Raw genomic sequence first — 11679 nt, 5'->3', positions numbered from 1 at the left:
CGTCACGACCATATCGGTGCAGAAATAATTTGGCGTTAAGTGAAGGCTCTGGTTTGATTCTAAGGCGCTAGAATTTTTTCCTCCCTCTCAAGCAGATGGATATCTTCGGCCATGTCTTCCATTCGCTTCAACAGGGCTGCCTGCGCATCTCTCAGCCCTCGATTGTAGACGTACGGGCCGATCTCCTCGACGAAGAAGTCAAGCAGGAATTCAGCCGGCAAAGCGCCGATGGGATCCAGCTCCCGGTCGAAATAAGCGCGGATGCGCGAAACGATCTCAGCCTTTTCTTCCTTCGAAAATTCGATCTTCTTCATGGTTGCCTCTTTACCGAATGCGATCGGGAGTTTGATGGTTCAGCGAAATCGATTGGTCAATCAATGAAATTCAATTGCCGTTGCAAGCAGTAGACCATAAGGGAAAACCTGAATTCCAACAGGAAAGATCCCATGAATCGCGCCGACTTTGTTGAAGGTTTGCGGGCCGGCTCCGCCGTCGCGCTGGCATCGGCGCCCTTTGGCGCCCTGTTCGGAGCGCTCGCGGTCGAAAACGGCATGTCGCTCTCCGAAGCCGCCTTCATGAGTGCCACGGTCTATGCCGGCGCCAGCCAGATGGTCGGCATCGAACTCTTCGGCCACAATGTCCACGCCTGGCTGATCGTGCTGTCGATCCTCGCCGTCAATTTCCGCCACGTGCTCTATTCGGCGGCGCTGGCGCGCTACATCGGCCATTTCACGCCGGTGCAGAAATTCTTCACCTTCTTCCTGCTCGTCGATCCGCAATTCGCCGAAGCGGTAAAGCGCGGCGAGGCCGGCCGACAACTCACCTTCGCCTGGTATTTCGGCTTCGCCATCATCATCTACATCCCATGGGTGCTGATCAGCGTCGCCGGCGGCATGCTCGGCGGCTTCATTGGCGATCCTAAGGCCATCGGCCTCGACATCCTGCTGCCGGCCTACTTCCTCGGCATCGTCCTCGGCTTCCGCAAGCGAGACAATTTCCTGCCCGTGGCGCTCGTCAGCGCGGTGGCTTCCGTACTCGCCTACCGCTATGTCGGCTCGCCCTGGCATGTCAGCCTCGGTGCTGCCGTTGGCATCCTACTCGCCGCCGTGCTGCCTTTGCCGCCGCAAGAGGCTGATCTCGAAGCCGACGCCCTTAAATCCGAAGTGCACGAGGTCTAAGCCATGGAATTTGATCTTCACATGGCGCTCGTCATCCTCGCTGCAGCCGCCGCCACCTTCGCCACCCGCATCGGCGGGTATATCCTCATCACCCGAATGAAGAGCATTCCCCCGCGCATGGAGGCGGCGCTGAATGCCGTGCCGGCCGCCGTGCTGACGACGCTGGTCGCACCCGCCTTCTTCATCGGCGGCTGGGAATCGAAGCTGGCGCTGATCACCGCCCTCTTCATCGGCCTGCGCTTCACCCATACATGGATGCTGGTCGCCGCCTGGATCGTCGTGATGACCTGGCGCCACACGATCGGCGCCTGAGCACCGGCCCGACAGCCGGCGCAGAAATTCAAGGCATCCCGTTTTCTCAATATTCCAGCGGCAGCGTCGCGTTTTCGAGCCACGCCCTGACATCGTGATCATGGATGAGCGGCATCAGCGCCTCACATGTGCGGCGATGATAGTCGTTGAACCAGTGCAGCTCGTCATGGGTCAGAAGCTCGGGAATGACGAGACTGCGGTCGATCGGGCAGAAGGTCAGCGTCTCGAATCCGAGCATCGGCGCATCGCCGCCCTCGATCTCTTCGGCCCCGCGCACATAGATCAGGTTCTCGATGCGGATGCCGAAGCTGCCGGGCCGGTAATAGCCAGGCTCGTTCGAAAGGATCATGCCGGGCAGCAGTTCCTGCGTCGACAGCCTGGAGATGCGCTGCGGCCCCTCATGCACCGAGAGATAGGAGCCGACGCCGTGGCCTGTGCCATGGGCGAAATCGGCGCCGGCCCGCCACAGCGCGATGCGCGCCAGCGGATCGAGATCGCAGCCGCGCGTGCCCTTCGGGAAACGCGCTGTGCTGATCTCTATCATCCCCTTCAGCACCAGCGTGAAGAAGCGCCGATGCTCTTCCGATACCGTACCGATTCCGACCGTGCGGGTGATGTCGGTCGTGCCGTTGATATATTGCGCGCCCGAATCGATCAGGAAGAGTTCGCCGGCTTCGATCACCCGGTTGGTCTCGGTCGTCACGCGGTAATGCATGATCGCCGCATGTTCGCCGGCACCTGAAATCGTATCGAAGGAAATGTCCTTCAGCGGGTTCTGCATGCTCTGGCCGACGCGGGCGCGCGCCGCTTCGAGATGTTCGGCAGCAGCGATCTCGCTCACCGTGCCGGGCTTCGTCTGCGACAGCCAATAAAGGAATTCCACCATCGCCGCCCCGTCCTGTAGATGGGCGGCGGCCGAACCGTTGATCTCGACGTCGTTCTTCACTGCGCGCGGCAACTTGGCGGGATCGGCGCCCTCCACCACTTCGCCGCCCGCCTTGCGGATGATCTCCGCCAGCGCATAGGCCGCGATGTCAGGATCGATCAGCACGCGGCCGCCATCCCTGGAAACGGCGGTGAGCTTTTCTTCCAGCGCCGATGGCGGCAGCTGCGTGCAGATCTGCGCGAGATAGGCCTCCGGCTCGATGCCGGTCTTGCGCTTGTCGAGGAAGATCTCGGCCCGGCCGTCGGCATGGACGATGGCGCGCGCCAGCGGATGCGGCGTGTGCGGCACATCGGCGCCGCGAATATTGAAAGTCCAGGCGACCGAAGAGGGATCGGCGATCAACACCGCCGCAAGGTTCTTCTTCGAAAGATCCGCGGCGATCGTCGCGATCTTCTCTCTCGCCAGCACGCCGGCCTGCGCGACGTTCTGGATGCTGACCGCGCCAAGCGGCTCGGCCGGCCGGTCGGCCCAAAGCCTGTCGAGCGGATTGTGCGGCAGGAAGACCAGCGTGCCGCCGATCTCCGACAGCGCCCTTTCCAGACGGCGTACCTCGGCCCCGGCATGCAGCCAGGGGTCGATGCCGAGCCGCAGGCCCTTGGCTCCGTTTGCGGCGAGCCAGACATGCGGCGGCTCGTTGACGAGATCGCCGCCCGAAAAGACCGAACCGTCGACCTGTTCGGCAAGCTGCGTCACATAACGTCCGTCGACGAAGACGATCGCCTGCGTGCGCAGGATCAGCGCAATGCCGGCCGAGCCGGTAAAGCCCGTCAGCCACGCCAAGCGCTCCGAACATGCGGGAACATATTCGCCGTTGAATTCATCGGCGCGCGGCACGAGGAAGGCGTCGACGCCAAGCGAATCGAAACTGGCGCGTAGTGCGGAAACCCGATCCCTGCCGAATTGCGGCGTAGAGGTAACCTCGAAAGACTGGAACATGCTGGAAACCTGAATGATTGAGACGAATCCGGTTAATGGGATGCCGGCCATGTTAGCGAAATTTCAATCGATGGGGAGAAAAAGCGTCAAAACGAGTCGAACCCCTGGGACCGCTCAACATTTTGACAGAACTGTGACGCCAAAAGTTAATTTGGCACGCTTTATGCATTGGCCGCATGGCTCCCATGAGCGAAACCCCCTGCCTCCGCATTTCAGAATAGCTATATAGGCGTCATCGAACGGTTCGCGATGAACCTGTAAACAAAGGAATTCTTGAAATGACCGCCTCTCTCTCGCGCTTCGCATATAGCTGCCCGGTGCAGGCTGGCGAACGCCAGACCGTGCGTCACGTGATCGGCGCCCGCCGTCCGCAGAACGAGGACAGCCTCAAGCTGCTCGGCGCCGGCCAGCGGGCCACGCGCCACAAGGGCGCCCCCAGCTACGCGTTCTAAGCCTGAAAGCCAGTCCGTCTCCTCCCTCCCGGACCGGCCTATTGGAATGCAGTAGAGCCCGCTCGAGCGCTCCTCCCCTTGAGCTCGCGGGCATTGACCGGATAGACCGGTCCAAGGCGGTGCCATCGGCACCGCCTTTTTCTTATCTTCAACAAGGCTCACAGAGCGGTTCCGTTTCGATAAGGCGGTGCGGCACCCGCCACCGCCCTCATCCCTGTGCTTGTCACAGGGATCCAGTGCGCCCAAGTCCTTGGGCGCGGGAAAACTCTCTTCAAGCTCGTATGAAGTCATTCACCGCGCAGACGCGCGGTGGCTGGATCCCTGTGACGGGCACAGGGATGAGGGTGGGGAGGAGGCGCGTTGCCTTAAACAAGGCATGCGTTGCAGGAGAAATCACCTGCTCACAACCTTGAAAGCTCAGGGCCGATCGAGATGAATAGTCACCCAGCCGTTGCGCCAGATGGTTCTGACATGGCGAAGCCTCGCGCCACTATAGGCAGCAATCACCTTCCAGCGCTGCCCGGCAAGGATGCCGGAGAGAATGACCGATCCGCCAGGCGCAAGATGCGTCGCAAGCTTCGGCGCCATGCGGATCAGCGGCCGGGCGAGAATGTTGGCGATGATGAGATCGAAGGGGCCATGCTCGGAAAAGGCCGTCGAATGAAAGCCCGGCGCGGTCCTGGTAACGATGCCCGAGGCGATGCCGTTGCGGCGCACGTTCTCGGCCGCCACCTTCGTCGCGATCGGATCGATGTCGGTCGCCAGCACCGGTATGTTCCTGAGCTTGCGCACCGCAATCGCCAGTACGCCGCTACCGGTGCCGAGATCGAGCGCGTTGCGGACCGAGCGCGAACGCACCACGCTATCGATCACCTCGAGGCAGCCGGCCGTCGTGCCGTGATGGCCGGTGCCGAAGGCCTGGCCGGCATCGATCTCGATGGCGATGTCGCCGGGGCGGATCTTGTCGCGGTCATGCGAGCCATGTACCAGGAAACGCCCCGCCCGGACGGGCTTCAGCCCCTCCAGCGATTTCACCACCCAGTCGATCTCGGGGATGACTTCCCGCTCCAGCCGGGCATCGGGGAAAGAAGCCTTTAATGCGTCCTCGACGCGGGATTGCACCTCAGCCTCGTCCTCGGCCATCATATAGATCGAGGCTTCCCAGATATCCTTCTTCTCATCGATCTCGGTGGTGCCGATGGCAAAGTCTTCTTCACCGAAGACTGCGCTCAGAAGGTCGAGGATCTCCTCGGCCTTGGCTTCGGTCGTCGTCACATAAAGGCGGATTTCACTCACAATAGGCGGTCTTTCCCGTTTCCGTTGCCCGCCGCCGATCGAGCCAACGCCCCATCACGCTGAAGCTGTCACCCCTTGCTGACGAGATTCTCCAGCTTCTTTACCGCCGTGTCCGGGTTTTCGCCATAGGCGATCGTTCCGGAAAACCGCCCGGCCGAATCGAGCAGGAAGACCGAGGCGGTGTGATCCATCGTATAGTCGCCGTTCGGATCCTTCTCATCGACCGGCACTTTCTTGGCGTAGACGCGGAACCCCTTGACCACCTCGGCGATCTTGTCGGGCGCGCCCGAAATGCCGGTGATGCGCTTGGAAACATTGGAGACGTATTCGTTCATGATCTCGGGCGTGTCGCGCTCCGGATCGACGGTCACGAAATAGGCCTGCAGCTTATCGCCCTTCGGATCGACCTTCTCCAACCAGCCGTTCAGCTCGAAAAGCGTCGTCGGGCAGACTTCCGGGCAATGGGTGAAGCCGAAGAACAGCGCCGTCGGCTTGCCGCGCAGCGCCTCCTCGGTGATCGGCTGTCCGCTTTGGGAGACCAGCGTGAAGGGCACGCCGACGGGCGGTTCTGCCACCATGTCCCTCGACTTCGTCATGTTGAGCGTGTACGCGCCAAGAAACCCGGCAAGTATCAGGACACCGACCCAGACGGCGATGCGGAATGTCTTCATTGGCATGATCCTCGATCCGGGCGGAGACGCACGGTCCGCCCCTGCCCCGCGTGATTATAGCCTCGATCGGACGCGCGCAATTCAAGAATATGTTTCTGACCGGTGATTAATTGTCTCACCGATAGAAACTGCAACGGCAACGAAATCCGACCTTAGGAATCGGCACGGATCAAAAATGGCATGTTTGTGAATAGCTTGCCGTTTGAGCGGCGGGTAATCGGAAAATACATATCGTTAGGAAAGACTTAAGCCGTCACATCTATATTTAACAGCGGTTCTGCATCGCCTCTCCCGCTGGGGACAACTGGGAAGAATTCTGACCATGAACAACAACAACGCCATCAAGCAGTCGGGCGCTTATCTTGAAATCGTTTCGTTCCATCTGGGCGATCAGGAATTCTGTATCGACATCATGGCTATCCGCGAAATTCGCGGCTGGGCGCCGGTGACGCCGATGCCGCACACCCCGCCCTACGTCTTGGGTCTCATTAACCTGCGCGGTGCGGTGATCCCCGTCATCGACATGGCCTGCCGCCTCGGCATGAAGATGACCGAGCCATCTGAGCGCTCGGCGATCATCGTCACCGACATCGCCGGCAAGCTGGTCGGCCTGCTGGTCGAGCAGGTTTCCGACATGATGACCATCAAAAGCGAAGACCTGCAGCCGCCGCCGGAAATCATCCCGGAAGCCCAGCGCGCCTTCTGCCGCGGCATCGTCGCGCTCGAAAAGACCATGGTCTGCTTCTTGAACCTCGACACGGTCATTGCCGACGAGCTGACGCAGGCCGCCTGAGGAATACTTATATCTGGAATTCGAAGGCCCGGCTCGTCCGGGCCTTTTTAGTTTCGGGTGGAGAATAAAGCCGGCATCGGATCAGTTTTTAGGAAAACCCCTCCCCAACCCCTCCCCACAAGGGGGAGGGACTAAGCTCAGGCCCCGACTCGCTCCTCCCGAAACGTCGAAAATCTGGAAAGCGGGTGCGGCAAGTTAAGCCCCTCCCCCTTGTGGGGAGGGGTTGGGGCGGGGTCTTTCATCGCAAGCGCGAGAGACCCCGGAACCTCCCAGCCTTATTGCGGCTTCCCATTCTTCCAGACAACGCTCTGCCCATAGAGCGGAATGGTCGAGATCGACATCTTCGCCGAACCGTCGGTCAGTTCGCGCGAATGGGCGAGATAGATCAGCGTGTCGTTGGTCTTGTCGTAGATGCGGTTGACGACCAACGTCTTCCAGATCAGCGACATGCCCTGGCGGAACACCTCGCTGCCATCCTTGGACAGGTCGATATTGCCGATCTCGATCGGCCCCGTCTGCCGGCAGGCAATGGAATTGTTGGACGGATCCTCGAACCAGTTGCCGTTCTTGAACCGGTCGATCAGGCTGCGGTCGAAATAGGTGACGTGGCAGGTAACGCCTTTGACCTCGGGGTCGGAGACCGCCTCGACGATGATGTCGTTGCCGATCCAGTCGACTCCGACCTTGCCGACGACTTCGGCCGAGGCAGCACCTGTAGAAAGGGCGGCGAAAGAGAAGGCGGCGAGGAGAAGATTGCGCAGTCTGGACATGGCGGCTCCCTGAATAATCCGCTTTCTAGATAAGCATGCACCCATGCTTTGCAAGAAAAGGGCGTTTGCAGAAAGGGATCAGCCTTTTCGGCAGGTGCAGGGCTCGTAGGCCCGCGCCGTCAGCCGACCTGGCTTCATGCCGATCAACGACGGTATGGCGTGGACGGCATGTGCCTTGACGGCCCTTGCCATCTCGATCGCCGCCGCTGCGCAGACGGCGGCATCTTCGGCGGCGTTGTGGTGCACGAAACGCAGGCCGAGATGCTCGGCGATCAGGTTCAGCCGGTGCGAGAGGAAATGCGGCCAAATCCGCTGCGCCATCTTCAGGCTGCAGAGATAGGTAAGCTCCGGATAGGATTGCCGGTAGAGATCGAGGCTGGCCCGCCAGACGCTGAAATCGAAGGCGGCATTGTGCGCGATCATCGTCGCGCCACGAAAATCCTCCTCAAACTCATCCATTACCTCGGGAAACTCGGGAGCGTCCTCGACATGCTCCGGCCGGATGCCATGGATCGCGATGTTCATGCCTGAAAAGCGCATGTCCCGCGGCCGGATCAGCCGCTCCTCGACGCGCGTCACCCTGCCGTCCTCGATCCAGGCAAGGCCGACGGAACAGGCGCTGCCGCGCTGCTCGTTCGCCGTCTCGAAGTCAATCGCGATGGTCTTCAAATCAGCAACCCGAATCGTTTCGTCGGGAACAGGAATACCGCCCCGCTTCTTGCCGCGCAAATTCGACACGACGCACGGTTGACTTTTTAACCCGCATATCGAAATTTGTTGCCATGATCGGTTCCGTGACCATGGCAGCGCTTATTCATCACACCACGACCCTTGAAGGGTACGCGGGAACGATGGTGCGTTAGCAGCGATCCGATCATCCCGAAAACCCTGCCGAGGCGAGCAGGGTTTTCGTAAAGCCGGCTCTCCTCCTGAAACAAACGGAGAGCATGAATGTCCGAAAACGAAGAGAATGAACCTCGCGGCCGAGCGCGCCTGCCAGATGGCGTCCTCGTGCGCGCCGTCCGCCTGTCCGATGCGGAGGAGATCACCGATCTCATAAATCTGCCGGGCTACCGGGCCGGCACCTTGCGGCCGCCATACCAGAGGGTCGAGGAAGTTCGCAAGCACATGGAAAACCCGTCGCCGGGAGCACTCAACCTCGTCGTCACCCAGGACGGCAGGATCGTCGGCAATGGCGGCCTCAACCGTCTTTCCGGCCGCAGGCAGCACGTCGCCAGCATCGGCATGGGCGTGCATGACGATTTCACCGGCCGCGGCTTCGGGCGAATCCTGCTCGGCGCTTTTGTCGACGCAGCCGACGACTGGCTTGATATCAAACGGCTGGAACTGACCGTCTACATCGACAACGACGTGGCCATCGGCCTCTACCGGAAATTCGGCTTCAAACAGGAAGGCCTACTGAAGGCCTTCGGCTTTCGATCCGGCGAGTATGTCGACGCCTATACGATGGCGCGGCTCAGGCTATGAACAAACGGGGCTGACGGCTTGCCGTCAGTCCCCTCACCCGCTGATCAGTGCCAGCCATTCGTCCTCGTCCATCGTCTGCACGCCGAGTTCGCGCGCCTTGTCGAGCTTGGAGCCGGCGCCGGGGCCGGCGACGACGATGTCGGTCTTCTTCGAGACCGATCCCGCCACCTTGGCGCCAAGACTTTCCGCCCTCGCCTTTGCCTCGTCGCGGGTAAATTTTTCCAGCGAGCCGGTGAAAACCACGGTCTTACCGGCAACCGGGCTGCCTGCCGTCTTCGGTTGTTCGGCCTCCTCGGGCGTCACCTCCTCAAGCAGTCGGGTGATCACCTCGACATTGCGCGGCTCCTTGTAGAATTCGACGATGGCCCGCGCCACAACTTCGCCGATACCCTCGATGGCGTTGAGATCGTTCCAGGCGTCGCCGGCAAGCGCCTCGGCCTCGCGCATTGCGGTTTCAAAAGCCGCATAGGTGCCGTAAGAACGCGCCAAGAGCTTCGCCGTGGTCTCGCCGACATGACGGATGCCGAGCGCGTAAATGAAGCGGTGGAGCGCAATGCTGCGCCGCTCGGTGATCGCCGCATAGAGCTTGCCGACGCTGACCTTGCCGAAGCCGTCAATATTCTCCAGCTTGGTCAGCGATTGCTGCTGACGCTTCTCCAGCGTGAAGATATCCGGCGCGGTGCGGATCTGCAGCGACGCGTCCTCGTTTTCGAAGAAGAAATCGATCTGCTTCGAACCGAGCCCTTCGATATCGAAGGCGTTTCGCGAAACGAAATGCTTCAGATGCTCCGTCGCCTGTGCCCTGCAAATGAAGCCGCCGGTGCAGCGGGTGACCGAATCGAGTTTGCCGGTCTTCTCATGTCTTTCACGCACGGCATGCGAACCGCAGACCGGGCAGGTCTTCGGAAATTCATAGGGCCTGGCCCCGGCCGGCCGCTTCTCCATGACGACGTCGAGCACCTGCGGGATCACATCACCTGCCCGCTGTACGATGACGGTATCGCCGATGCGGATATCGTGCTCGTCGTCGCGGATGCGCTCGCCGCTATTGCCGATGCCCCGGATGTAATCCGCGTTGTGCAGCGTCGCATTGGTGACGACCACGCCGCCGACGGTGATCGGCGTCAATCGCGCGACGGGTGTCAGGGCGCCGGTGCGGCCGACTTGAATGTCGATATTCTCGACGATCGTGAAAGCCTGCTCCGCCGGAAATTTGTGCGCCGTCGCCCAGCGCGGCGAGCGCGAGCGGAAGCCGAGGCGGGCCTGCAGCTCGAGGCTGTCGACCTTGTAGACGACGCCGTCGATGTCGTAATCGAGATCCGGGCGCTTAAGGCCGATCTCGTCATAATGTGCCAGGATGTCGGCGACCGAGTTCAGCCGTTTCATCAGCGGATTGACAGGAAAACCCCAGTCCTTGAAGGTCTGCACTATCCCAAATTGCGTATCTTCAGGCATCTCCGACATCTCGCCCCAGGCATAGGCGAAGAATTTCAGCTTGCGGCTCGCCGTCACCTTGGCGTCGAGCTGGCGCAGCGACCCGGCCGCGGTGTTGCGCGGATTGACATAGGTCTGCTTGCCTTCCGCCTCCATTTGGCGGTTCAGCGCCAGGAAGTCGCTCTTGGCCATATAGACCTCGCCGCGGATCTCGACGACGGCAGGAACGCCTTTCGGCAGCTCGTTGGGGATTTCGGCGATGGTGCGGATATTGGCGGTGACATTCTCCCCCGTCGTGCCGTCGCCGCGCGTCGCTGCCGTCACCAGCCTGCCGTTCTCGTAACGGATAGACATCGACAGGCCGTCGATCTTCGGTTCCGCAGTAAAGGCGATCGACTGATCCGGCAGACGGCCGAGGAAGCGATAGACGCCGGCGACGAAATCCTGCACATCATCCTGCGAGAAAGTGTTGTCGAGCGACAGCATCGGCCGGGCATGGACGACAGGCGAGAAGGTGACGGAAGGCGCTGCACCGACATGCCGCGACGGGCTGTCCTCGCGGATCAGCTCGGGAAACCGAGCCTCAAGCGCATCATTGCGTCGCTTCAGCGCATCGTAATCGGCATCCGAAATCTCCGGTTGGTCCTTGCCGTGATAGAGCGCATCGTGATGCGCAATCTCCTTTGCCAGCCGTTCGAGCTCAGCAGCAGCCTCTTCGATCGTCAACGTGTCGACGGCGGAACGTTCGGTGGACATGGAACATCACTCCAGAGAATCTGCCCAGAAATCTGGATTGTTTTTAGAGCAAAATTGTCGGATGAAAAGAGAGGCTGCGGTCCTTCGAAAGGAAGATCGGTCTACCCGGCCTATTCCCAATCCCTGGCATTGCGCAGCCGGATGCCGCTGACATGCAGGCTGGTGTTCCAGAGGCCCTTCAACGGCCGCAGGCTATCGACCCCCCGAAGCTCCACCCTGCGCGGCGCAAACTCCTGGTCGAGCCGCGTGATGGCGGTCCTCTCCAGGGGAATGACGCGTCTGCGGGCCACCCACATGCCCGCATCGTCCAGACCCTCGAAGCCCTCGGCCGGCATCTCGTAACGCTGGATCGTCTCCGCTTCGAGCCTTTCCAGCCAATGGCGCTCGACGCAGGCGACGGCCCGCCAGTCGCCGAGCCAGCGCCGCCGTTCGGCCTCCGGCGTATCGGCTGTCGCCCAGAGCAGGATGCGGGGGCAATCGCGCGGAAAGAGATACATGAAATCATGATCGGCATCGATTGCCCAGACGAGCGGACCGTTCAGCCATTCTCGGCCGGGCGCACGGGCAGACGGGACGCGAACCGGGCGTGGCTCGAACGCCGCAATACCGGCATCGTCGCTGAAATGGAAAAGCCGCATGGCATGAGC

The 11679-nt window shown here is 61.1% G+C and carries 13 protein-coding genes; 5 read left to right on the top strand and 8 right to left on the bottom strand.

What is annotated here, in order from left to right; all coding sequences use genetic code 11:
* Positions 1-59: 59 nt before the first annotated feature.
* Positions 60-314 (bottom strand): DUF2164 domain-containing protein, encoded by a 255-nt coding sequence (locus RWK44_RS21975; RefSeq protein ID WP_017961276.1) that lies wholly within the window; start codon positions 312-314, stop codon positions 60-62.
* Between the two features lie 132 nt (positions 315-446).
* Between RWK44_RS21975 and RWK44_RS21970 the strand changes: the two genes are divergently transcribed.
* Together RWK44_RS21970 and RWK44_RS21965 are read left to right on the top strand one after the other, a co-directional pair.
* Positions 447-1178, top strand: a complete 732-nt coding sequence (locus RWK44_RS21970; RefSeq protein WP_316029373.1) for an AzlC family ABC transporter permease — start codon at positions 447-449, stop codon at positions 1176-1178.
* 3 nt (positions 1179-1181) lie between these two features.
* Positions 1182-1490, top strand: a complete 309-nt coding sequence (locus tag RWK44_RS21965) for an AzlD family protein (RefSeq protein ID WP_168321392.1) — start codon at positions 1182-1184, stop codon at positions 1488-1490.
* Between the two features lie 46 nt (positions 1491-1536).
* On the opposite strand, the gene RWK44_RS21960 is transcribed toward RWK44_RS21965, so the two are convergent.
* Positions 1537-3372, bottom strand: coding sequence for an aminopeptidase P family protein (locus tag RWK44_RS21960; RefSeq protein ID WP_168321391.1), 1836 nt, complete (start codon positions 3370-3372; stop codon positions 1537-1539).
* Positions 3373-3650: 278 nt separating this feature from the next.
* On the opposite strand from RWK44_RS21960, the gene RWK44_RS21955 reads away from it, so the two are divergent.
* Complete coding sequence (locus tag RWK44_RS21955) at positions 3651-3824, top strand: hypothetical protein (protein ID WP_168321390.1); 174 nt, start codon at positions 3651-3653, stop codon at positions 3822-3824.
* 417 nt (positions 3825-4241) lie between these two features.
* Here the strand turns inward: RWK44_RS21955 and RWK44_RS21950 are convergent, their stop codons facing one another.
* Together RWK44_RS21950 and RWK44_RS21945 are read right to left on the bottom strand one after the other, a co-directional pair.
* Positions 4242-5120, bottom strand: coding sequence for a 50S ribosomal protein L11 methyltransferase (locus RWK44_RS21950; RefSeq protein ID WP_131666704.1), 879 nt, complete (start codon positions 5118-5120; stop codon positions 4242-4244).
* A 68-nt stretch (positions 5121-5188) separates the two neighbouring features.
* Positions 5189-5791 carry an SCO family protein gene (locus RWK44_RS21945; protein ID WP_316029372.1) on the bottom strand — a complete coding sequence of 201 codons (603 nt, stop codon included), beginning with the start codon at positions 5789-5791 and terminating at the stop codon, positions 5189-5191.
* A 322-nt stretch (positions 5792-6113) separates the two neighbouring features.
* Between RWK44_RS21945 and RWK44_RS21940 the strand changes: the two genes are divergently transcribed.
* Entirely contained in the window at positions 6114-6584 is a 471-nt protein-coding gene (locus RWK44_RS21940) for a chemotaxis protein CheW (protein WP_003541378.1), read from the top strand.
* 275 nt (positions 6585-6859) lie between these two features.
* Here RWK44_RS21940 and RWK44_RS21935 read toward each other — a convergent pair whose 3' ends face one another.
* Both RWK44_RS21935 and RWK44_RS21930 read right to left on the bottom strand, forming a co-directional pair.
* Positions 6860-7354, bottom strand: coding sequence for a CreA family protein (locus RWK44_RS21935; RefSeq protein WP_168323551.1), 495 nt, complete (start codon positions 7352-7354; stop codon positions 6860-6862).
* Positions 7355-7432: 78 nt separating this feature from the next.
* Positions 7433-8023: a 3'-5' exonuclease gene (locus RWK44_RS21930; protein WP_027664272.1), complete on the bottom strand. Its 591-nt coding sequence runs from the start codon at positions 8021-8023 to the stop codon at positions 7433-7435.
* Positions 8024-8305: 282 nt separating this feature from the next.
* Here RWK44_RS21930 and RWK44_RS21925 point away from each other — a divergent pair, with 282 nt between their 5' ends.
* Positions 8306-8842, top strand: coding sequence for a GNAT family N-acetyltransferase (locus RWK44_RS21925; RefSeq protein WP_168323550.1), 537 nt, complete (start codon positions 8306-8308; stop codon positions 8840-8842).
* Positions 8843-8875: 33 nt separating this feature from the next.
* Here the strand turns inward: RWK44_RS21925 and ligA are convergent, their stop codons facing one another.
* Positions 8876-11032, bottom strand: a complete 2157-nt coding sequence (gene ligA, locus RWK44_RS21920) for an NAD-dependent DNA ligase LigA (RefSeq protein ID WP_168323549.1) — start codon at positions 11030-11032, stop codon at positions 8876-8878.
* A gap of 110 nt (positions 11033-11142) precedes the next feature.
* Entirely contained in the window at positions 11143-11670 is a 528-nt protein-coding gene (locus RWK44_RS21915) for a DUF6886 family protein (RefSeq protein WP_168323548.1), read from the bottom strand.
* Positions 11671-11679 lie beyond the last annotated feature (9 nt).

Origin of the sequence: Rhizobium sp. 25PS6, assembly GCF_032464655.1 — a bacterium.
GTDB classification, from domain to species: Bacteria; Pseudomonadota; Alphaproteobacteria; order Rhizobiales; family Rhizobiaceae; genus Rhizobium; species Rhizobium laguerreae.
This window is presented reverse-complemented; position numbering and strand designations above follow the sequence as displayed.

Coding starts and splice junctions, on each gene's coding strand:
- RWK44_RS21975 (WP_017961276.1), bottom strand. CDS start 314: ATGAAGAAGATCGAATTTTCGAAGGAAGAAAAGGCTGAGATCGTTTCG.
- RWK44_RS21970 (WP_316029373.1), top strand. CDS start 447: ATGAATCGCGCCGACTTTGTTGAAGGTTTGCGGGCCGGCTCCGCCGTC.
- RWK44_RS21965 (WP_168321392.1), top strand. CDS start 1,182: ATGGAATTTGATCTTCACATGGCGCTCGTCATCCTCGCTGCAGCCGCC.
- RWK44_RS21960 (WP_168321391.1), bottom strand. CDS start 3,372: ATGTTCCAGTCTTTCGAGGTTACCTCTACGCCGCAATTCGGCAGGGAT.
- RWK44_RS21955 (WP_168321390.1), top strand. CDS start 3,651: ATGACCGCCTCTCTCTCGCGCTTCGCATATAGCTGCCCGGTGCAGGCT.
- RWK44_RS21945 (WP_316029372.1), bottom strand. CDS start 5,791: ATGAAGACATTCCGCATCGCCGTCTGGGTCGGTGTCCTGATACTTGCC.
- RWK44_RS21940 (WP_003541378.1), top strand. CDS start 6,114: ATGAACAACAACAACGCCATCAAGCAGTCGGGCGCTTATCTTGAAATC.
- RWK44_RS21935 (WP_168323551.1), bottom strand. CDS start 7,354: ATGTCCAGACTGCGCAATCTTCTCCTCGCCGCCTTCTCTTTCGCCGCC.
- RWK44_RS21925 (WP_168323550.1), top strand. CDS start 8,306: ATGTCCGAAAACGAAGAGAATGAACCTCGCGGCCGAGCGCGCCTGCCA.
- ligA (WP_168323549.1), bottom strand. CDS start 11,032: ATGTCCACCGAACGTTCCGCCGTCGACACGTTGACGATCGAAGAGGCT.
- RWK44_RS21915 (WP_168323548.1), bottom strand. CDS start 11,670: ATGCGGCTTTTCCATTTCAGCGACGATGCCGGTATTGCGGCGTTCGAG.